At 46.0% G+C, this 21,628-nt stretch carries 17 protein-coding genes and 2 pseudogenes; 3 read left to right on the top strand and 16 right to left on the bottom strand.

All coding sequences use genetic code 11. The annotated features are described in order from the left end of the window. The first annotated feature begins 323 nt into the window (after positions 1–323). Positions 324–992, top strand: a complete 669-nt coding sequence (locus DCL27_RS12270; protein ID WP_170114858.1) for a fimbrial protein — start codon at positions 324–326, stop codon at positions 990–992. A 426-nt stretch (positions 993–1,418) separates the two neighbouring features. On the opposite strand, the gene DCL27_RS12275 is transcribed toward DCL27_RS12270, so the two are convergent. Continuing rightward, the gene (locus DCL27_RS12275; RefSeq protein ID WP_035598685.1) at positions 1,419–5,561 is read right to left on the bottom strand and encodes a S6 family peptidase; all 4,143 of its coding nucleotides are present in this window, start codon (positions 5,559–5,561) and stop codon (positions 1,419–1,421) included. Between the two features lie 573 nt (positions 5,562–6,134). Beyond that, a complete protein-coding gene (locus DCL27_RS12280) occupies positions 6,135–6,557 on the bottom strand; it encodes an Exc2 family lipoprotein (RefSeq protein ID WP_005295035.1) in 423 nt (140 codons plus the stop codon). A gap of 399 nt (positions 6,558–6,956) precedes the next feature. Between DCL27_RS12280 and DCL27_RS12285 the strand changes: the two genes are divergently transcribed. Further along, positions 6,957–7,352 (top strand): cell envelope integrity TolA C-terminal domain-containing protein, encoded by a 396-nt coding sequence (locus DCL27_RS12285; protein WP_161598458.1) that lies wholly within the window; start codon positions 6,957–6,959, stop codon positions 7,350–7,352. A gap of 39 nt (positions 7,353–7,391) precedes the next feature. On the opposite strand, the gene DCL27_RS12290 is transcribed toward DCL27_RS12285, so the two are convergent. The 6 genes and pseudogenes from DCL27_RS12290 to DCL27_RS17730 all read right to left on the bottom strand — a co-directional run. Next, a protein-coding gene (locus DCL27_RS12290) for an IS1 family transposase (RefSeq protein WP_097364082.1) occupies positions 7,392–8,086 on the bottom strand; the annotation gives its coding sequence in 2 pieces (ribosomal slippage) (positions 7,392–7,843 and positions 7,843–8,086; 696 coding nt in all). Between the two features lie 204 nt (positions 8,087–8,290). Continuing rightward, entirely contained in the window at positions 8,291–8,446 is a 156-nt protein-coding gene (locus DCL27_RS12295; RefSeq protein ID WP_161598464.1) for a hypothetical protein, read from the bottom strand. Positions 8,447–8,501: 55 nt separating this feature from the next. After that, positions 8,502–9,842, bottom strand: coding sequence for a reverse transcriptase domain-containing protein (locus tag DCL27_RS12300; protein WP_109691497.1), 1,341 nt, complete (start codon positions 9,840–9,842; stop codon positions 8,502–8,504). A 2-nt stretch (positions 9,843–9,844) separates the two neighbouring features. Further along, a complete protein-coding gene (locus DCL27_RS12305; RefSeq protein ID WP_161598459.1) occupies positions 9,845–10,414 on the bottom strand; it encodes an SLATT domain-containing protein in 570 nt (189 codons plus the stop codon). A 554-nt stretch (positions 10,415–10,968) separates the two neighbouring features. Further along, positions 10,969–11,241 carry an Ogr/Delta-like zinc finger protein gene (locus tag DCL27_RS12310; RefSeq protein WP_045331406.1) on the bottom strand — a complete coding sequence of 91 codons (273 nt, stop codon included), beginning with the start codon at positions 11,239–11,241 and terminating at the stop codon, positions 10,969–10,971. A gap of 316 nt (positions 11,242–11,557) precedes the next feature. Further along, positions 11,558–11,830: pseudogene (locus tag DCL27_RS17730) on the bottom strand (alkaline-shock protein); the annotation flags it as partial. 73 nt (positions 11,831–11,903) lie between these two features. Between DCL27_RS17730 and DCL27_RS12315 the strand changes: the two are divergent. Next, a protein-coding gene (locus DCL27_RS12315) for an IS3 family transposase (protein WP_109691495.1) occupies positions 11,904–13,069 on the top strand; the annotation gives its coding sequence in 2 pieces (ribosomal slippage) (positions 11,904–12,159 and positions 12,159–13,069; 1,167 coding nt in all). Between the two features lie 8 nt (positions 13,070–13,077). On the opposite strand, the pseudogene DCL27_RS12320 reads toward DCL27_RS12315, so the two are convergent. From DCL27_RS12320 to DCL27_RS17785, 8 genes and pseudogenes are all read right to left on the bottom strand, one after another. Further along, positions 13,078–13,152, bottom strand: a pseudogene (locus DCL27_RS12320) (integrase); the annotation flags it as partial. Between the two features lie 392 nt (positions 13,153–13,544). Then, entirely contained in the window at positions 13,545–13,838 is a 294-nt protein-coding gene (locus DCL27_RS12325; RefSeq protein WP_035600343.1) for a hypothetical protein, read from the bottom strand. Then, the gene (locus DCL27_RS12330; RefSeq protein ID WP_050979660.1) at positions 13,835–15,409 is read right to left on the bottom strand and encodes a prophage tail fiber N-terminal domain-containing protein; all 1,575 of its coding nucleotides are present in this window, start codon (positions 15,407–15,409) and stop codon (positions 13,835–13,837) included. The genes DCL27_RS12325 and DCL27_RS12330 overlap by 4 nt, the downstream gene beginning before the upstream one ends. 32 nt (positions 15,410–15,441) lie before the next feature. Continuing rightward, the gene (locus DCL27_RS12335) at positions 15,442–18,783 is read right to left on the bottom strand and encodes a TipJ family phage tail tip protein (RefSeq protein WP_035600344.1); all 3,342 of its coding nucleotides are present in this window, start codon (positions 18,781–18,783) and stop codon (positions 15,442–15,444) included. Between the two features lie 59 nt (positions 18,784–18,842). Further along, complete coding sequence (locus tag DCL27_RS12340) at positions 18,843–19,490, bottom strand: tail assembly protein (protein WP_035600346.1); 648 nt, start codon at positions 19,488–19,490, stop codon at positions 18,843–18,845. Next, positions 19,385–20,122, bottom strand: a complete 738-nt coding sequence (locus DCL27_RS12345; protein WP_071526389.1) for a C40 family peptidase — start codon at positions 20,120–20,122, stop codon at positions 19,385–19,387. The genes DCL27_RS12340 and DCL27_RS12345 overlap by 106 nt, the downstream gene beginning before the upstream one ends. A 68-nt stretch (positions 20,123–20,190) precedes the next feature. Then, the gene (locus DCL27_RS12350) at positions 20,191–20,973 is read right to left on the bottom strand and encodes an ORF6N domain-containing protein (RefSeq protein ID WP_035600348.1); all 783 of its coding nucleotides are present in this window, start codon (positions 20,971–20,973) and stop codon (positions 20,191–20,193) included. A 72-nt stretch (positions 20,974–21,045) separates the two neighbouring features. Beyond that, positions 21,046–21,582: a BRO-N domain-containing protein gene (locus DCL27_RS17785; protein ID WP_035600350.1), complete on the bottom strand. Its 537-nt coding sequence runs from the start codon at positions 21,580–21,582 to the stop codon at positions 21,046–21,048. Positions 21,583–21,628 lie beyond the last annotated feature (46 nt).

Genomic DNA, 21,628 nt, shown 5'->3' on the forward strand with positions numbered 1-21,628 from the left:
CAAACGTTCGATGTATTCAATAACGCAGGTCGCCAGTTCAAGGCGACCCTGTCGCTTTAAAATAGATAAATAAAATATAACGGTACAATCTAAAAAATATTACTAATACATCCCAACCCTGCTTATCTCACTTTCTCTGAAAATTCAGCCTGACGACATAGCAAATATGGCGTCCGCTGGCGAAGGATGTAACAGTATAAATAATATTCTTTGAGATAATTGTCTTATATTATCGCATCCTAACCATGCACCGATGGATTACGGCAGCGCGCCGAGGCGATGGCATTAACCCATAAACAATTAATATATTTAAGTGAGAGCTTATGGCAGATCAACGGAATCATCGGGGGTGGATGGGCGGCATCGGAGCGATGGCCCTGGCCGTGGGATTAAGTGGTACGGCGGCGTGGGGTGCGGAGCTCTCGAGTGGAGATACCTCCCTGCTCTCTGGCTTCGCCGTACCCGGCGGTAGCGGCACCATCAATGTTACCGGCCATCTGATTAACAGCAGCTGCGCCATATCGGTCGACAAAAACAGCGATGAGTTTACCCTCAGCCAGGCTCAGGTAAGGACCGCCAGCTTTAATGACGTGTTAGTCACACTCCCCTTTACCTTTACGGTATCACAATGTGCCGATACACCGCTTTTATTTAAACTAAGGGTACAACCGCATGGTCAGAATTTTGTTTATAGTTTTGGCGGTGAGAATATATTACAGTACCGTTTAATCTTGTTTGCTAAAACCATCAATAGTGAGCAATGGCGAAGTGTCACTAGAGAGGTCGTCAAGTCGCTCAACATAAACACGAATGGGGGTGTTGCCATACCTAATTATGACAACCAGAGAGAAGGCCTATTGTTTACCCCTGCCTCAGAGAGCGAACAATTTACCATCAATATGGTAATCACTCGATCGCCATTAGACTATACGCCCACGACTGATGCAGAGAATCTCAGTACGACCTTTACTTATGAATTCGTCTATAACTAGCGAGCGTCACCCTCTCACGCGCAACGGCGCGCGTATCGTGTAACTATAGGGTAGGAGCGTCTAGCGGGGTGGGAGCAGTCCAACATCACCTCGGCAAAGTCCAGATCTATGGCTGCAATTGATGGTCTGTAAATCCACCACAACATATTTAGTTGGGCAAACAGGAGACGACTACCTATGAATAAATCAGATTTTGGCTAAACAGCCCTGCAGGCGATTGCTGTTGTCAGGCAAGAAAAAATGCGGCTGCCAGGATGACAGCAGCCGCAGAAGTTAAGAGTAGTCCATAGGTACAATGTGAGTCGTACCGCGCAAGCCGTAACAAAACAATTCAAATGATTGCAATAACATTAATTCACAAGAGTCACTAAATATCCTTTCTTTTGAGGAAAACAGCGCCAGCTGGCGCTGTTTTCGATAGGGGGATTAGAAGGTGTAACGGAAGTTAGCGTTTATTGCATGGTCTATATTATATTTACCAAATGCAGAGCGCTCTAACGTCAGCCCAAAACGGGTATTGTCTTTGACCTCCGCATTCATCCCCAGGTTGTACAACATTCGGCTGTCTTTTTTACCGGTAAAACGTTTTTCGCCAGAGGCATCACGTAATGCCGTTTCACCATTAGCGATCAGATCGAATTGCCAGTCGATTCCTGCTCGCGCCGTGACACGCCATCCCTCACCGCTCAAGGTTTTACCTAATGCGACCCCGGTGCGTCCGATCAGCGGGTTGTAAGTCTTATTACGCATTGAGACATCCATACCGTTATCGCTCCATTTCAGTGTCGTACCCGAGACCGAGCCATATACAAGTTCAGCCTGAGGTTCGATATACAGGCTTTCAGTGAGTGCGTAACGGTATCCCCCCTCCACGCCGGCATACCATGAGTGTGTACCATAGCTCCGCTTGCCAAGATTGGCGAACTGGGCATTATAGTCATTATCATGGTGAACATATTTGCCGATCACATCCAGATAAGCACCTGAGTCAAACAGCATCGATGCATATAAGCCGCCCCCGAGTGAGTGGGTGTTTCCGGTGTAAGCCTGCCCGCTAGCGCTGCTATTTGTGTAACTCATCAGTATCCCGGTGAATAGATCACCCTTAGCGAGACGATGCTTTTTATCAAAGCCCGTTTGAAGATGGGTATACCGATCGGAGTAGCCGACGTCACCGGTGCCGGCGCCGTTCATGAGACGCACCCACAGACCATCCGCCCCCTGCGTATCGCGTAGTTCACCCATACGCTTATTCAGGTTGTTCACCTCGGTCATAAAGTTTTTATACCCTATCGCCATAAAACTGTTGGCTGAGGTGGCCGAGCCTTTATCGGGAGCTGAGCGATAGCCATCGAGTATCCACTGTACCTGACCGTCCTTTTCTTCACTGCGGATCGTGGGTGTTACCAAGCTGAAACCAATCACTCGATTAGCCGCTTTAAACAGCGCGTGATCGGTACCGGCGGGAGCTGTGACCAAGGGAATATTCAGTGGCGTGTCCACTGACGGTTGCCGCAAGAAATTCACGAGCAGCGTGTTATCTCGCCCTTCCGCCCGTTTGTTGATGACGAGCTTATCGCTATCTTGCAAATCGGTTTTCAGTGCAAAAGCCGACTGATTAGCCTGTAACGTGTCGGTCGTGAGTGTGCTAAATGCCTTGCCGGTAAAGCCAGCGAGCGAGCGCTGCATATGCAGTGCCCCCATATGGGAATGGCCTGATATTTGCCAGAGCGTATCGCTCATGCTCATCTGTCCTTGCGGAAGCGTGACCTGGCCAGCATAGACATTACGGAAATTATTAAACAGGCTGTACATCATGCGATCCGCCTGACTTAGCTTGTCGCTCAACGTAATCTCATCGTCTCCACCAATAGTGATACGAGAGGCGCCCTCACCTTGAATGTCACCGCTGACGAAGGTATAGGGGGAGAATTTCAGCGCCGCATCACCACGTAACCGGAAGCCTTGGCCATAGTCTGCGGAATAAAAGTTGGGGCTGACTTGGCCGGATTGATCCGTATTTGGTGTGCCTGCAAGCGTTAATCTGGCTCCCTGATCAACGCTGATTGTTGCATCGCTCCACCATCCACCGTTGGCGGTCAGGCTAGCCCCCGGTTGCAGTGTGAGCGGGGTCTTACTGAAGTTGCTGTAGCCTGTCAGTTGTGCCTGCGTGGATTTCACCGTCACCTGACTGTTCTGCCCTTGGATGTCGCCGTTGAAGATCTCATTGATGGTCAGGGTGGATTGATCCTGTAGTGTGACACTTCCTTGGTAGCGACTCATATCGGCTGAATCTGTGGCGATGGAAGCCCCTCTTTGTGGGGTTACCTTTTTCCCGGTACCATCATTCAGGTCGATATATAGGTCTGGCGATCCTAGCCTTACCGTGGAGCGCGTGGCCTTAATGTCACCATTAAAGACGGCATTTCTGGCCAGCTCGAAGGTAGTGTTATTCAGTTGCAGTGAGTTAAGCCGGAAGGTTCGGGTTTCCCAGTCAGATTGATCGAAAGAGGTGGGTTGCGTCCGAACGGAGTTATCGCCCTGGTTCTTAAGCGTATCTGCAATACCCTTACTGTTGAAGGCATGGATAACGGGATGCCCCTGAAGGGTCAATCGCCCATTTGTGTGACGCCATTCGCCAGCGGGGGTATCGATGTTGCCGTCGAAGATAAGACCGCCATCGCTGTGGCTGGTATCGGTTTGTAGATTAATGTTCCCGGCAATATTGCCGTGATAAATCCGATCATCGATAGGACGACGTGATTTTACTAACTCAATCGCGTTCTCTTTATCATGGCCAACAAACTCCCAATCGTTGTTAGTGGTTTGATTGGTTGGGAAGTATCCATATCCTTTTTTCTTTTGGATGAAATAATCTACCGTATGTGAGTAGGGGTTATTGTAGATATATAATAATCCGGCTGCACCGCCAGAGCGTTTATTCGCATCCCATTCATTAATCGGAACATGGGTGTCCGTGTAGGGCGTCAGGCTAACCGTTGCTGCCTGCTTGCTACTATTAACGATGCTTGCACCATTATCGGCGGCGTTGAGGATACGAAAAGCAATATCGTTGCCATTGATATCGAGCCGTCCGCCACGGAAACCCCAACTGATCTTGTCGGGATTAATCTGATGGCTATCGCTAAGTACGACGGTAGGACGGCCACTCGCCAGGTTGATAGTGCTAAAGGCTTGCACCTGCCCATTCTCGTCGGGACGTTGGGCTAAGATCACCGTACCATCGCCAACCTTGAGTCCTCCCGGATTAACCCCATGCCCGGCAACACGCAAAACACCCTCACCAATCTTATGCAAGTTATCCCCTGATACGCCATTTACCTGCCAGGTGACTTCAGCGTTTTTGGCGATATTCAGGCCAGCTCCTGTCCAGGTCGCGTCATTTTCTGAGGAAACCGTGTAGTTGCCATTAAAAGTCAGCGCCCCGGCCCCCTGGTTAACCGAGTTTTCTAGTACGATGTGGCCAGCGTTACCTTGCAAGGTCAGGTTTTTGCCAGCATTAAGATCGTTGCCCTTTTGACCATGCATGATGTAACTCGCCTCGCCCTGGGCTAATGTCCCGGTTCCCTCTTCGGCATTGAATTTCCACCGTAAGGGGGAGATCCCTTGCTTGAACGTAATAGCCCCATCCTGATCATCTTGCATTACTTTGTCGGTAAAGTCGGTTTGGATCACCGCCCAGTTCGTTCCGCCTGAACTACCGGAGCTGAGTGTTCCCACCAGAACCCAGGCTTGCCGAGTTGTATCGTATGCGTAGAGAGGGGAGCCGCTATCACCACTAAGGCCACTTGAGGAGAGTGGGCCTTGTTCTGGGTTAAATGTATCTGTAGTGCGGCTGCTGATCATTTTACCGTTGTTATAAGACCAAGGAGACCCTACGGTGCCACCGGTTAAATAACCATATGCCCCGCTAATCCAGACCGTTTTCCCTGCCCTATCTTTGATCTGCTGTGAGCCTGAGCCTACCCGATAGAATACCGGAAAGCGTTCTTTGTCAGCATAAATGTTAGTTACCGTACCGGCATCCGTAACTAATGCAGGCGCAACCTCTGTCACCAGTTTGTTGAGCCGAGGCGCGTGAAAGTCTAACGAGGGATGGTTATTTCGAGTAACAAGATTGTAATTGTTTTGCCCGTTGCCAAAGCTCACACTTTGGTAGCCGCCGTTATGTTTAACGCTGACGATATATTGCGGTGATATCAATGCTGCAATACCAGACTGAAAGTTAGCACTGCTAAAATCCGGCATAGGGGCCTTATCCAGATATCCTACGATCGCGCCTTTTTTATCGTAAATCGTTATGTTAGTTGCATTCGCGGCGAACTTTCCCTTGTTTTCTGCAAAGTCCCGGAAGGTTTGATAAGCAATATCCTCTCTCACAACTGACGCCTGAGCAAAGCTAATTGTTCCCATCGTTATTGTTGCGAGGATTATCGCTAAGGCTGTGCGACTCATGCGTGAAGACTTCTTAACACGAGTCGCAAACTCGGGTACAGGAATCAGTGCATCCTGTTTTGCACTGTACTTCAGAGCATATATTTTATTCATAGAATATCCTTACACACTTTATTCGTATAATTATGCAATGGTGACCAGAGTGTCATTACTGACACTAAAAAATTAAACACAAGCATAAAGATTTGCAAGCAAATCATATTACCTATCATGATGACTGAGATGTAATAGATATCTTTCATCAATTCATGATGCAGTGATTATTGTGATATTTATCACTGCAATCTCGAGTTTTTAACTAAAAATTTTAGTGTTCATCACACATTATTCGTATTTAGATCGAAGCTCAGAAATCAAGAAGGAACGGGATAATGATTACTATTATGCTTCCAGTTTGATAACGGTATCGTTTTCGTTTGAGCTAGACAAAGACACTGAATTGGCTGGTCCGAATATAGCACTGATATGAGTGCCTCTGATCGACAGGTACTCACGATAGAGCATTTGATTTTGAAGGTAAGAACGGTTACTCGCGAAGCGCGGCTCCACCAGGGGGCTAGCATGGTCAAGCTAAGAGGGTACTTGAGATGATAATATCATATCTATCAAATAGATGAGCATCCCCCTCTATACAATAAAAAGCCCGCATCAGCGGGCTTCGTTATATCACTTCTTCCCCTCATAGCCATCAAAGTAAACTTTTGAAATCGTGTCAGTAAATAGTTTAGCTTCTTTCGCTGGGATAGGATCATTGTCAGCATACTCTCTACCAGCGAATAGGCTGGTTTTCTTTAATGAGTTTAGAAACTCTACGCTTTGATAGTATTTAATTCGCTGCTTAGCCTCTTCTGGCGATATACCGGCTGCCTTATCCTTTGCTCCCATATCCCAAAATTGTTGGAAAAAGGGAATTAACATTTTTGTTGTATCTGTTTTATGAACATAAAAGTTTGGATCGAAACCATCATCAGAGGTATATACATAATGCCGAGTGTGACGTTCTACACTACTCTGGTGTGGTGTACAGGCGGTGAGTGTTATGGTTGAGAGTAATAACGTGAGGTACAGGGAGCGTGCATGTCCTTTCATTGACGGGGATCTCCAGAGGCTATGTTCTTAGTAACAGTGTTGAGATCTCTCTATAATAGCGCTTGTTAATCAGTTTTCAATATGATACACATTACCGTATATGTCTTGTTTATCATTCTTATGAATTTAATATTTTGATGTATATTTAAGCTGGAGTATTAATCTTTATTTTAAATTGATAACGTGAGCCGCATCACAAATAGATGAATTTATTTGCTATTGTGTAAACCATTAGCAAGTGGATACGTCATTAAATGTGTTGGAGTAACAAGCATATAACATAGATGTATCGTTGGTTTTTTACTTTCCCTTTTATGGATTGAAGACAAGAGCTATCCTACAACAATATGCAGAAGAAAAGCATATTTCATTTTAACCAAAATTAACATGGCGCTGGCAATGAGAACATTACTCTTTTTTTCATTCATGCTAATAGTATCGGGTTGTGTGCAAAAAACACCTGAGCCTTCAACGACAAATTGTTTACCATCAAATACTGTTACCGTTCATTATTATCACAACACTAAACCTAATATGAACCAGTCCGAGTATATCGGACAAATAAAGAATATTATTTCATCTAAGATGTATGGTGTATCAGCGTATAAAGGACAACGATGCAGGTTAAGGCTTAATGCACGAAATAAAATAGCCACAGTAGAACGCGGTGATTTAACGTTATGCATGGCCTTATTGTACACTATTTCATCCGCTGCATTCCCCACTGTACCAGACGGTATTCAGGAAAAAGATTCTAACGAGCTGAAGAACATTCCAATAGACGTTAATCTTTGATGCCGTGATAGAGACTCAAATTGACGATGGTACATCCAATTAGTAGAACATGTATTTTTCGATAAAGGCTCCGATAACCTTTTCATGAAGTTCTACAGAACGTGAGAAGCAGATACTTCTACGGGCCAGTCTTTTGATTCGGGTTCTCAGCGTCAGGTTGTTACGCTCAATGCGTTGGGTGAATATTTTTCCAGCCAGATGCTTATCCTTCGGCACCTCCCGGCCATAGCTGCCCCACTCGTCGCTGGTTATCATGCCGATGTTGAATGGCGTGAGCAGTGCCAGTAGCTCCCGACAGGTTTCATCGGTCCGGGGACAAAAAGTATAGGCCAGTACACCGCCCGTTTTGATGTTGTACGCGTACCAGAGCCAGTGCTGCCGGGCTTTGCTACCAACAAAGCGCCATTGCTCATCGAGTTCGCAGATAAGCGCCACATCAGCATGGGCGACGGGTGAAGACGTTATTCGCTTCGGCGCGAGTTTTTTAAAGCCCGGATGACGGTGTTAATGCCAATTTTCAATGTCCTGGCGGTATCGCGAACGCCGGTACCGTTGAAGGCCATTTTGGTATTCTGCTCTTTAACGCCCGGCTTACGGGCTTCATAAGCGTAAGTGAGCTGAAACACGCGGTGGCAGTCACGGCATCGAAATCTGTCATAGCCTTTAGGGTTCTGACCATGGCGGTAAACCTGAGCAGACTGACAACGGGGGCAATGAACGGGAAAGCTGGCCATGAGAGAACCTCAAAAGCCCCGCATTATACATCCGATTCAACCAATTAGAGGCATCACCGGTACCCGTTTTAATTTTGGATTACAATGGCAAAAGGTGGATGGCGGCAGATAAACAAAATAGTTAATTCTGCGAAAAAAAAGGAAAAATGGAAGATTGGGGATGATGCTGGATGAAATAATGGTGCGATAATAGGAACAAAACAATCACTTAACAAACTGTTTTATAACGTAAAAATAAAAACAATGAATACAAGTGCCCCCTGTAATGCCCCCAACATTAACATCCATAACCTTACCACCACCACAATCAGCAACATCATGGTCACTGATTATGTGCAGTGGTTTGGCTTTTTGTTTCATGCTGGTAAAACTATCTATGAGCCCTATTAGCATAAGAATCAAGGAAAACATGAACTCATGAAGAAAAACCAGCATCTCTTAAATCGGTTTCAATATCCTTAACCTGCCGAGATATTCTTTTCTTAAATTGATAGTCAATCTCTCTCGATGTCAAATTCTCGATATTTTTAGAAAAATAATACTCTAAAACATATGTTTTTTCTTCTTCAGAGTAACTATCAAAGTTTGGAACGTATTTAGTTTCACGTCTATTATGCTTTATTTGGAAGAATGCTCTCACGAAAGATTTAACTTTCAACTCTACGTTAAATCGAATACATAAGTTATCCACAAATGCATCGAGTTCATGAAGCAATCTTTCGTTATTTATTTCTGAGAAAAAGCACATCCACCCTTTTGATTTACCCTGAAAAATACAACCTGTAATTCTTAGATTAACTCGCCACTCTAAGAACTCTAATCTTTTTAATTTTGAATACTTGTAACCTGAAAATATAGAGAGAAGTGACTCGCGAAGTTTTTCTACAGACCCGCTTCTTGGGCTAACCACTCCACAATTAAAATCATACCCCAGATAGCCGAAGGCATCTTTTGAGATTACTCCTTTTGACGATTTTTCTGGATTAGCGTTAGGGTCATAGACTTTAAGTCCTAACCCTTCAAAATCCGAAACAACCTCTTTAATTACCTCATCAACCTCTTTTGATTTTATGAAAATCAGCACATCATCTACGTACCTATAATATTTGAAATAATTTTCATCTTTATATTTATTATCTAATGTATGTAAATAGATTGATGCTAATATGCTTGATATAGATAGTCCTTGGGGTATGCCGTTTACATTCGGGACATCGCTCTTTGAAGGCTTTATAACTGTTGGTGATTTGATGGCGCTAGATATTAATGTCAGTACTCTATTATCATCTATCCTATGACAAAGTTGCTCAATTAATTTATCATGTTGCACAGAAGGGAAAAAGTTAGCAACGTCGAGCTTTAAAAAGTAGTTATACTCCCCCGATTCAATATCTGCCTTAACTGATTTTATGACATCTTGGGGAAGCTTAAAACGCAACTCATTATCATACGTACTTTTCAAATAATCACAAATTGCACGTAATGCAATTTTATCTCTGATTGTTGGGATAGATATTTCCCTTGGTGGCTTACCTCTCCCCTTACTTATTAATTTTAATTTGTACTTTGTAAACACATAGGATTTTGAGTTAAATTTCCTATTAATTATAGACAATTGTTCATCGATTATACCCAGGAGGATTTTATGCGACATATTATCAATGCCGGTTGAAGCCGATAATATCACGTGATTATCATATATATCCCGGAGATAGTTAATCGAGATATATTTATCGAAACCCTTATGCTCGTCCATATTTAAACCTGAGAATAGTGTCTGATAAATGCAACGATTATGAATGGAAGAAGTATTAGTACTAAAACTGACACACACCATCCATTATTGCTCATACGTATAGAGTTTTTTTGTTCCTCCGTAGGGTGCTTGCTTAATTTACTCTTATCAGATGCGCTTTCATACTCGCCATCAATAGCCCTGTAATAATCAATTTCCTTGTGATTTTCAGATATTGAAAGTATTGAATGAAACTCTTTTTTTAAACTATCAATATCAGAAGAGCTACCAATTGCCCCATATATTAACCCAAGTTGCTCATAGCACTGTTTCATCAACATTGCTCTCTCTTTAAATCGCATGTTATTAACATACAACGTCAAAAGCAAAACTAAAACAGACAAAGCAACCATTATTGCTGTTTCCGTTAAGCTAGCAACCTTTACAACAAGAGTAATTATTGAATATGCCACAAGAAAAAATGAATACCACAGCAATAATGATTGTGAGATAGTATCCATTCTAAGCAAGCGCTTTTCTGCCTTAATTCTTGCTTTCTTTGTCCACCAAATTTGATTCGAGAAATCACTCACGAGGATTCGCCCTTAATTGAAGTAAGGAGGCGTCAAAAATAGTAGTAATAGTAACGCCTGCGCTAGCAGACTGGAAAAACCAGAGGCAAAGCCTCCCAAAATTAGTTGCACCCATCACTGGATGATCGCCTAAGCGATACGCCTCACTAACATTTTACACGTATAGCATTGTTAAACAAATCAAAAATGAAACCGACCAAAATCGCACTACACCGCACCCGCCTGCGGTTTTTAGATCGCAAAAATTTTTCAGTTGGGATTTTTTACAAATGATAGCGCCAGACCCCGCCACAACTGGGGATTTACAGCGAGCAGAGAACTGAAAAGAGTGAAAAGAATTTCAGCTTTTTTCAGTTTAGCTTTACTCCAACATCGTAACCACTTGAATTAATCTATTGATAGTAAAGGGATATAAAATTTTAGGTGAGATTTTTCATGATAACTGACGGCACACTTAAAACTTAACAAACTGATTCTTATAGACATTTTTTCTTAAGACGCTGAAATTTAATGAACCGAAACCGGGAAAATTTTAGTTACTCCCGGCGAATCGTTCAGTGACTCTCTTTGGCTGCCAACAGGAGTTCTAATGCTTTTTGTCGCTCGTCCGGTGGCAGGGCATCCATTAGCTCTTTAATCCGTCCCTGGCCGCGCAAAGCGCTGGGACTAATCGTATGTGAGAAGGAAACGTTCATCACAAACGTGTGCCCACACTCTACATTTGAGCAATAACAGTACACATCTGATAATTTGGGGTGCTTTCGGTTTGTTTTCCTCACCGTTGCCGCAGACATACACTCCGGGCAGTAAATTTTCATCACTCGCATAGCTAAACCTCTGTTGCCTGCCAGAAGAAGGGATTTTGGTTCCCTCCCTCTTGTTCTGAACGTGTAACACTGGTAACACGTGTAACATCGTTGATTTAATTGAAATTAATCTGTTACCAGTGAGCCAAATAAAGAGGTAACGCGTGGTAACACACTGATTTTTGTTACCACTGTTACCAGTGGATATTTCTGACTGGTAACAGTGGCAAGCCTCGTCATTACTGCCTGTTACCTCTGTTACCAGTGTTACCTCATAAAAATAAGACTCACGCGATAACTATTCGGGATCGACGCTACCCAGTACTTGCGTATTAAACTAGTAAACGCGCTTAAGCCCTATTTCTGGCAGGCGAACGCTGTTTTGCGTTCTCCCGTCTTCCCCGGCTTTCAGCCAGCCCGCCTCAACACACAATCTGGCTACCTTTCGCGAATCGAACCCTTTACAAATTTCTTTCCAGCCAGATGGCAATACGTAGAAGGTCACAGTGGATTCTGTCACGTTGTCGCCCTTGTCCACTTTCCTGAACCCCATCATCGACAGTGGACGGTTCTTGTCGTCGTGCCAGTCAGCAAAGCGGCTGAGCTGGTTATGTAGTGGCACACTGAATTTGGCCACCTGCGTTGAGGTGCTATGCTCACCTCAAAATTTTACAGGTGAACTAATGAGCAAAGTATTTACTGCTGAATTTAAACTTGAAGCGGCAAAGCTGGTCCTCGACCAGCACTACACCCTCAGCGAAGCGGCTAAGGCGATGAACGTCAGTCTTTCTGCCATCAACCGTTGGGTAAAATCGTTACGTATGGAGCGCCAGGGGAAAATGCCACCGGGGTTACCTTTAACTCCAGAACTGGCTGAGCTCAGGGAAATGAGAAAACGTATACAGCGCCTTGAAATGGAAAACGAAATCCTAAAAAAGGCTACAGCGCTCTTGATGTCGGACTCTCTCAACAGTTCTCGGTAATAGACAGTCTGAGGGCGCACTACCCGGTAGCCTCATTGTGCCGACTGTTCGGTGTTCACCGAAGCAGCTACCGTTATACACGTAAAAGCAGCACTGAGCCTGATGCTGACCGTGCCGTTAAACATAGTCTGGTCAGTGAAGTCTGGAACGCCAGTGGGGGCTCCGCCGGTGCCAGAAGCATCGCCACGATGGTCACTACAAAGGGTGTAAAACTCGGCCGATGGCTGGCCGGGCGGCTGATGAAGGAACTGGGTATCACCAGTTGCCAGATACCGGGGCATAAATACAAACGAGGGGGCAATGAGCATGTTGAAATCCCGAATCTTCTTGCCCGGCAGTTTACCGCCACAGAGCCAGATCAGGCCTGGTGTGGCGATGTGACCTACATCTGGACGGGCAAACGATGGGCTTATCTGGCCGTAGTGCTGGATCTGTTCGCCCGCAAACCGGTGGGCTGGTCGCTATCGTATTCACCAGACTCAGACCTCACCATAAAAGCACTTCAGATGGCATGGGAGTTACGAGGACGGCCATCAGACGTGATGTTCCACAGTGATCAAGGGAGCCATTATAGCAGCAGTAAATACCGGCAGATGCTGTGGCGCTACCGGATCACACAGAGCATGAGTCGGCGGGGAAACTGCTGGGATAACAGTCCGATGGAGCGGTTCTTCCGAAGTCTGAAGAGTGAATGGGTACCGACAACGGGCTACGAAAGCTTCGGTGAAGCACGGTCATCCATAGTCCGGTATATCACGGGGTACTACAGTGCTCTCAGGCCTCACTGGTATAACGGCGGCTTAACCCCAAATGAATCAGAGCGACTGTTCCACGAACAGTCAGGTCGTGTGGCCAAAATTAGTTGACCACTACAACCACCTCCATCAGACAGCTTGTAGCTCTTCTCTTTTCCTTTCGCGGCTTCAACCTTTCGGGCATTCAGCATCATTGGGGGCACATTTCCTAGACCGAACAGAACATGCCCCTGATTGTGCCCCCAAAGGCATGTTGATTTCAATAGATAGAGGTTGACGTCAAATGACTGAAAACAACGTAAAACCTATGTTTTAAAAGGATTTTATTGATGTGAGTTGACTTGAGAAAACTGGGGGATGGTGCCGATAATAGGAGTCGAACCTACGACCTTCGCATTACGAATTCTAAGAACCACCTTGTAACACAACCAATTACAGCACTATGCCGCGCTCACACCGTCCCAAGTGCAAAAAGTTAGCAATCCATAGAACCGCAGATCAACAGATGGTAGTCCCAGATCTGTCCCACCTGCACACACCGATGACACGGCGGCCGCAGTCCCTTGCGACCAAGTAACTACCGTGATCAGTACCCCGCCCACTTGCGAACCGGCGTTGTGACAGTAACGGCTACTCCAGGCGGCTGGAGAGAGTAATCATCTGGTACAAGTAGGTTTACATGCCATCCAGGAAGATCTGGAGCTTGTGAGATCACATTACCTTGCTCACCCAGAGTTACATCGCCATGTATCACACCAATTACGTCAATGTATGCTGACTCACTATACATCACGCCATTTTCATCTAACTTGAATCCGTTATTGGTAAGGATTAACTCAGCTTGCTCTTTATTATCGAACCTTAAATATAACGTTTTCATTGTATCGCCTTCATCTGCTCATCGGTTAGCGCCTTATGCCATATTCTGACATTACGGATGTGTCCCGTCTGAAAAGATATAGCTATTCCCTTTATATCATACGTCCTTTGTAGCTTACGTAGTTCTCCATTAAGCATAACTACAGACTCGTCGCCACGAACACTTAAGACAATAGTGTTACTCTGCTTTATCTTATCTTTTGAAAATCCATGACGAGCGCCAGACCACAACGTTACAGATTTATCTGGTTCAATCGTAGCTCTTAACTGCTCTTTAGTTGGCTGGAATTTATCAACTGATATAGAAAAAATTGACGGTGTTGATGAATTGTTTGTCTTTATTATGTCGCTATTAAATGCGATCGTAATATCCTTGTTAACGCCGGGAATATTTGGCGACTTTTCAATATAACAAATATCTCCAGATTTTGTGATCTGCGAGCCATACGTTGCGACGTATGAAGTCATTGAGTCGCCTTCTTCTAGTTGCACTCCCCATATTTGAATGTGCTGAGATCGAGTATTTGAATATAATCGAAGTACATTATCACCTTCATAAAATGATTGAGTAAAAAAATATCGATTCCATCCAGAATTCGGCGGAATCTTTAAAATATCGCCATACACATTCCCGCTACCAATCCTAATTAAAAACCGATATTCATCATTAGTAATATTCCTTGCCCAAAAACTAAGTGTGTACTTAGCCCCAACCTTAAGAGATGCGATATATCTATTTATCCCATCTCCTACAAAAAATGCGTCTAATGCCTCATTTGTACCGTCTGGCGCAGAGACATAAGAATATTCATTCCCTGTAGGGTTTGGTGTTGACCATGCATTTAGATTACCCTTAAAGCTACTATGCTCTACAAGATTATTACTCTGCCCCTCGACTAACAAACCATCAGTTTCAAATCTTGGCTCATTAACACTTGCTGTTTTTATGTTATTAGCCTTATTAATATAGCTTGCCGTACTAGCGCGAGTAAATGTTACCATCTTGGCAACAACAATATCTCCTACCTTTACCTCGTCTCCATATCCGGTAAGCATCTGCAATGAATCATTAAGCGGGATCCACACATCAGGAAGCGGCACTGATGCCATACTGATAGCATCCGTCACGGTTGAGAGACCAGTGATCTGGCTGGCGCGATCTGCCGATGCAGCTGCGGAACGCGCGCTAGCCTCTGCCGCTAGCTTACTCTTTTCAACCTCCGCTACCTGCGAGGCTACCTTGTCCACCATGGCCTCAAAGTGCTTGATGGCATCAGGACGTAGGTCATCGTCCTGCGGCAAGCCAAGGAAGTAGTTTAGCGTTCCATTGGGCGAGTCTTTGTATATCTGAATATCCCCGACATACTCAGGGGGAAAGCCATCTACACCTAGCGTTACCTTATACTTACCAGGCTCAACGGACATGGAGTAATCTCCCGCCGCACTGGGTGTCTGTGAGGCCGTTGTATGTGCGATTACCGTTGTGCTCGTCGAGATAGATTTTAGCGTGATTTTGCAGTTCTTGATCGGCTCGCCGATGCCATTAATTAGCTTTCCGCTAATAGTAGCCATTTATAAACCTCACGATTTAAGTGATAAGTTAATCAACTTATTTGAATACCAGCGGTTGATTTTTTCATGATAAGAACAAGAAGATCGCTAATTTTTGTCCTTGGCTTATAGTTATTGATTGCTCGTGACGATACAATAAACTCCAGTTTTATTGGTCCTTTGCCAGCCGGCATGTCAATTACAGATGTAAAAATACCTGGCGTTTTATCAGCTTCATAATTAAATACAACTGAACCATTACGTTTCACTGTCAACTTACACCAAGCATAATAACTACCATCTATGGATTCAGCACCACTAAATAAAATTGATGGGATAACAATCTGCCGATCAAAAGCTTGGTCATCGTCTACTCTTACAGTTAACGTCCCCGCCGGGTATCCATCCCAAAGAGGAAAGGCCTTGCCGACAGATTTAACGATATCACCCTCTATCTGGTTAGCAGACAGCTTCCCATTGATCCGGCAGTTTTCCTCTATAGTCACATTAGACATAGCCCCAGAGGTCGCGCTGATTTTTCCTGAGATATCAGCGTTTCTTACAGTGAGCTTTCCTTCTGGCGTCACAGAGAACGTGGGCGGATTTCCTGACGATGTAATCGATGCCGCGTATAGACGCTTCAGCAATACATCATTCATGATGAGCTGGTTACCATAGCCGACGAGCATTGGCGTAGTGTTGCCGTTTGCCGGATCGATAAACTCAATGCGGTTTGCGGCCACCAGGAATTGGCTTAGCTTACCCTCCGGGGTGTCCTCCATGCTGAGGCCAAGACCTGCGACATAATGCTTGCCGTCTTTGGTCTGCTCAATCTTAACCCCCCACATCGCGTTCCACTTGTTGTTTGCATCCGTCCACTCTTTCTCAAACTGTGTCAGGCGGCTGGCGTTGTCCGTTGTCAGGTCAACTTTTTCGAGTAGCTCTTTCCCCAAGTAGCTCTCAGTTATCTTTCCTTTAAAAAAGTCGAGATAGCCATTCGCGTCGTTGCTTACCTGGCCAACGGCTTCCACAAAGTTAGACTTGCCTACCTGGTTAACGCTGCGCACATAGAAATAATAATCTGTGCCAAGCTTCATCAAGCGATCTTTCACCCAGTAACTTGAAATGCCAAGCTTAAGCGCAGTTGACTCGATCAATCGATAATCTGTAATACGTTTTTCAGAGAACCAAAACTCATACTGCACATCTTGCCTGTAATAACTCAGGCGTGGAGTAATCGTGATCTGGAAGTATCCCGGTGTTAGCTCAATAAATGCAGGTGCATCAGGAACTGAGATATTAAAATTAACCGAAGAGGGATCGCCTTTCTGTCCAAATTGGTTGATGGCCCTTACCGATAGCGTGTACGCCCCCTGCGGGAGTGAGGAGAGGCGATACTCCATATCACTGGTCACCTGCGAACCAACAACGCGATCTGCCCGATTCAGCTTTAACTCAAACCGCACCCCACTAACAACTCGCGGAGTATCCCAGCGCGCGATGGCTTGATACTGGCCATCATCAGGGGTAATTTCCACATCCAAATGCTCTACCGCTGGCGGGATAGAAGAGCTACCTGACCCCGGCTTAGGATCAAAGCTGGCCCCATTATCAACGACGTTTTCCTTTTCAGGAACATGCTGGATAGCCACGATGCTATATGTTCCGTCGCGATTATCCTTAATGGATACACAGCGATAGAGTCGCTGACGTAACGAAGGGAGTGATAGTGACCACACGCCAAGAGTTTTAATCCCTGATGGCAGGCTCTTTAGTACCAATACATCAGGCGCCAACTGACTCTCTACCTCTAAACGCAGAGGGCGGCCATCTGTACCAATAACACTCACGGTCACCTTGCCCGCGGGTAACGTTACACTCCGATCTAACGTGATACTACGACCAGCCTCATCGATATTCAGCAGGCGACCACCAATCTGGTTGGCGGCATAGTCATTATCAGCGACCTCGATCACATCACCCGGCAAGTGCTTCAGCCCGTCGGCACCAACCTTGAAAGACACCGTCTGCACTTCAAGTTTTTCTGTTGTCAGAATCCACAAACCATGTCGATATGCCTGGCCCCTGCTTGTGCAGCAAAACGCATCGATCTCTAGCTGATTTAATCCATTGGCCGCGATCGACAAATCATCTGATACATACTCAAAATCCTCTTTCCACCCGTTGTCAGGGTTAACCCAACGGACGAGAACCGCATTATGTCTGGATGATTTAGGGCTAAAGGTGTAGGAGAATTTGCCATCAACCACATTGGCATTGGTATAGGGCCAGACGCAATCGGCGGGGCGATCTTGGATGAAGGTAAGCAGTTGGCCGTTCCAGACGGGCATACAACGCATGATGGAGCAAAAATCACTAATCACCTCGTAGGCAGAGCGGCGCGTTGTGATATAGCCATTACAGCGCATACGCGGCTCTTTACCACCATAGCCATTGGGAACCAATGCATCCGCATACTGCCCTATCGTGTACAGCGCCCACTTATCAACGATGACCGATCCGATTTTTTTACCCAGGCCATAGCGGGGATGGGTTAGAACATCGTAAAGACACCAGGCAGGGTTATCCGTCCACCCCGGTTTAAATGATCCATCCCATATGCCGCTGTACGTTCTGGCCAACGGATCGTAATTCGATGGAATCTGAACTATACGGCCACGGATGTGGTAATTTCGGCTTGGGATCTCACTACCGTATTGTTCACTGTCAAATGTCAGCCCAACAACAGCCGTGTTAGGGTACTGCTGCTGTACATCAATGATCTCAGTGTAACTGGCCCACAGCGTTTTGTTTTGAAGCATGTCGCTATTGCTGTTTGGCGTGCTCCTGACCATGCGAATATCAAACGGGCGCGGAGGGAGATTATCGACGACTAAAGCGTTCAGGTACTGCGTCGTAGTCTTGCCAGAGATCGTTACCCTTCGCTCGGTAACCCATCGGCCACCCCGCATAATCTGGATCTGCAAATCAACGGATGTCCCGACACGATCACCATTATCCTGAGCCTGAACCAAGGACTGCACACCAAACGTAAAGCGCAGGCGGTCAATGTTTGTAGAGGTAATGGTACGGGTCAGCGGTGCGCCGTTTTTAATTTCGGCGTTTACCGGCACTTCCGTTCCCGACCCCTCAAACCCCTTCAGTGCCGGCTGCTCGTTCTCACCCGCTACCCATTGCAGGCTCATGCCATTCACGTTGCTATCGCCATTGCTATCGATAGCAGGCGTCATCTTCAGCAAGACGCTTTGTAGCCCATTTACAGGGCCTTCTATTGGGCCTTCCCCAATAGCATCAATGATGGAAACTTTCTGCTTTGATTTCAGGTTGTCGGGTTGCTCATAGGGCGTATGTTGTTCGCCACCACCTTTTCCCATGATCTATGCTCCAGAAACAAAAAAGCCACCCGAAGGTGGCTTATTGAATAGCGCGAAAATTATAACTTCTGACCAACCTTGCCGAGATCAACATCAGTATCGCCATTGCCATCCCACACACTGACAGACTGCGATATGACCCGAGAACCCGTCAGAATCTCACCGTAGGGGATAGGCATGACATTACCTTGTGATACAGCGTTATCCAGGTTAGAGAAGTAGCTGTTTCCCTTGCCGTTATCGGTCTGCGACGACTTTGGTGTCCTGGGCGTTGGCGTCAGCATCTGAGCAACACCCCCCAGCATCATCCCGATACCGGCAGCAGTAAGAGCAGAGCTAATCCCTGTCCAAGACGTCAATACACCGACAGTAGTCAGTACGGCGCCAGCGATGAACTGGAAGATCCCTCCTTTCGCTGCGCCCTCCATACGCGGAACGATATGCACAATCGCCCCGGGGGGCAGTGGCTCATGCAAGCGCTGCATCACTTTATCTGGTGCCACATCATGACCTGCAATACGTACCTGATACCACCCGTTGCGTAAGTGCTGGCGTAAACCGTTAACCTGCACTAGCAAGGCGTGGATCCCCTCAGCTGCCGTCATGACCTGTAATGGAATTCTGCGGCCAAATCGTTGTAGATCCCCGTGAAGGAGGAAGGTTGCCATGCCGTGTGTCGCCACAGACTGTGCATGCGTCGTTGCCATGATCCGGTTAACTCCTCTCGCTTGCTGAGTTGGTTAGGAAGGTGATGAAGGATAGTCTGCCCACCACAATAAATAGCAGCATGGTTGGCGACAGAGCAGCCATAACAGAACAGCATAATGTCACCTGGCTGGGGTGTACCTTTGACCTGCCTGAATCCTGTAGCAGCCATATTATCTAAGTAGAGGTTTTCCCCATGTCGCCACCAGTCATCCTTCCGGCTAAAGTCGGGCATAGCGATCCCAGCCAAGTGATAGGCGTCTTGGAATAAGGTGTAACAGTCCATCACCCCATGCGTAAACCGCCGCCCTAGCAACGGCGGAACGCAGCGGAATCTCTGGATTGAACCGTCACAGACCAACCACCAAGGCAAAGCACTTTGTACTTGGAGTAACCGATCTGCAGAGCTTAAATGCGGGGGACCATCCGGGTGGCTATGCACCAGCGCGATAACATCGCCTTTGGTCTGTGCCACCAAGAAATCCTCAGGGGTCATACGGAAATACTGTGTAGGCTCAATCGAGCTATTCTCAACAGGTAGGAAAATATCACCTCGTTGTGTGCGTACCACATAACCACACGCCTCTGCTGGCGCGCATCGGCTGGCATACGCGATCATCTCATCAACGATCATACCCTCCTCCAATAAAAAACCCGCCAACGCGGGTTTTGATAATCCAGAATGGGCAGCGATGGATGTTCTTAAAACAGGTTTTTTAAATCAACCCCATATACTGCAACCCAAGCTTCTCTAGGCCAAGACTTCACGGTTCCAAAACGCGGATCTTCAACCTCTCGTGGCGTTACTCCGTTTTCCCGGCACCACTTCCGAAGTGGTTGCCATTTGAACTTCTGGCCGATCTTTTTCTCAACCGGGATGATGGCGGCATATTTTTTACTCTCCCCTATACGCTCTGCCAGCTTGTTCTTAGCCCGTACTGCAGCAGACGCTGTTGTCATTGCCGTAATCTCTCGCTTCTCGGAGATCCAGCATTTCTCTTTGACAGCTTTATCACGTTGCTGCTCTAACCTACGATTCTCCTTAACCTTATTAAGAAGGTCCTCCAAGGCTTGTTCATAACTCAGAGGGAGGGCACTCACACCTTTGGGATGGAAATAAGAATCTTCCAGCTTCTCGAAGAACTCCCAGGCTTCATCGGTATCAACGATCTTCGACATCCGTGCAGCCCCCTTCTCAGTCCAAAGAGTGAGCGATCTGGCACGTTTACCAACAGAGTAACCATCATTTACTCTGTTCTTAAATTCCCTTAGTTCTAAACCAGTTAGAGTGAAGTAATGGGTGCCATTAATAAATCGAGCTTTATTGTTAGCCAGATTATTACGAATGTTAACTTCATCCGTACCGTACCCCCGAGCCAAAGTCTCTGTGGTTACCACTCGAACACCGGCCCATTCAATAACCTCTAGCTGAGAGCACTGGACATCGATCTTACTATTTGCTACATTGTCAATAGAAGTTTGCATAAAGTTCTCCGTTATGCGATTACTATGATGGCCGCCAGCTCCACACTGGCGGTTTTTCTTTACCCGAAATACTTAGTTAACCCTCCTTATCCTTTCCATATCCATTGGAATCCTACTGAATCCTGATGGTTCAAACCCCATGGTTCGACAGATCCCTGTAGCCATCGAGTTCATGTCGTTTCCCTTGCCGAAAAACTCAATCCCACCACCAAAAATATTGTCGCGGATCGTAACTGTTACGAGATAACGACTAGGAGGAGAAATCTCTGTTCGCTCTACACCTTCACGATCAAGGATATCCAATACCCAGCGACGAAACTTTTTAGCAACATTAGTACGAGCAAACATGGCAATCAGATGAGCGCCGCGCAGGGAGAAAACGCGCACCTTTTTGCGGTAATTCCCTGAGGTACTCACCTCGAGTACCTGAGTCATTCCGCTGGTAAACTCATCTGCATATTTGTTGTAGATCATCGTGACCGCACGGCTGTTTGAATACTCAAGCGCTTTTGCCAGATCGGAGGAGGTTAGCCATACACCAGTGATGTTTGATACTGGAACAAGTGCTTTGCCTTGGAAGTTCAGATCTGATCTTGCTACAATATCCATGTTGGTTTCCTTGCATACGGTTACTGACACAGAAACCCCGTTAGTG

Source organism: Edwardsiella tarda ATCC 15947 = NBRC 105688, assembly GCF_003113495.2.
GTDB classification, from domain to species: Bacteria; Pseudomonadota; Gammaproteobacteria; order Enterobacterales; family Enterobacteriaceae; genus Edwardsiella; species Edwardsiella tarda.

Coding starts and splice junctions, on each gene's coding strand:
- DCL27_RS12280 (WP_005295035.1), bottom strand. CDS start 6,557: ATGAAAGGACATGCACGCTCCCTGTACCTCACGTTATTACTCTCAACC.
- DCL27_RS12340 (WP_035600346.1), bottom strand. CDS start 19,490: ATGGCAACGACGCATGCACAGTCTGTGGCGACACACGGCATGGCAACC.
- DCL27_RS12300 (WP_109691497.1), bottom strand. CDS start 9,842: ATGGACGAGCATAAGGGTTTCGATAAATATATCTCGATTAACTATCTC.
- DCL27_RS12285 (WP_161598458.1), top strand. CDS start 6,957: ATGAGAACATTACTCTTTTTTTCATTCATGCTAATAGTATCGGGTTGT.
- DCL27_RS12275 (WP_035598685.1), bottom strand. CDS start 5,561: ATGAATAAAATATATGCTCTGAAGTACAGTGCAAAACAGGATGCACTG.
- DCL27_RS12330 (WP_050979660.1), bottom strand. CDS start 15,409: ATGGCTACTATTAGCGGAAAGCTAATTAATGGCATCGGCGAGCCGATC.
- DCL27_RS12335 (WP_035600344.1), bottom strand. CDS start 18,783: ATGGGAAAAGGTGGTGGCGAACAACATACGCCCTATGAGCAACCCGAC.
- DCL27_RS12350 (WP_035600348.1), bottom strand. CDS start 20,973: ATGCAAACTTCTATTGACAATGTAGCAAATAGTAAGATCGATGTCCAG.
- DCL27_RS12345 (WP_071526389.1), bottom strand. CDS start 20,122: ATGATCGTTGATGAGATGATCGCGTATGCCAGCCGATGCGCGCCAGCA.
- DCL27_RS12310 (WP_045331406.1), bottom strand. CDS start 11,241: ATGCGAGTGATGAAAATTTACTGCCCGGAGTGTATGTCTGCGGCAACG.
- DCL27_RS12295 (WP_161598464.1), bottom strand. CDS start 8,446: ATGAAACAAAAAGCCAAACCACTGCACATAATCAGTGACCATGATGTT.
- DCL27_RS12325 (WP_035600343.1), bottom strand. CDS start 13,838: ATGAAAACGTTATATTTAAGGTTCGATAATAAAGAGCAAGCTGAGTTA.
- DCL27_RS17785 (WP_035600350.1), bottom strand. CDS start 21,582: ATGGATATTGTAGCAAGATCAGATCTGAACTTCCAAGGCAAAGCACTT.
- DCL27_RS12270 (WP_170114858.1), top strand. CDS start 324: ATGGCAGATCAACGGAATCATCGGGGGTGGATGGGCGGCATCGGAGCG.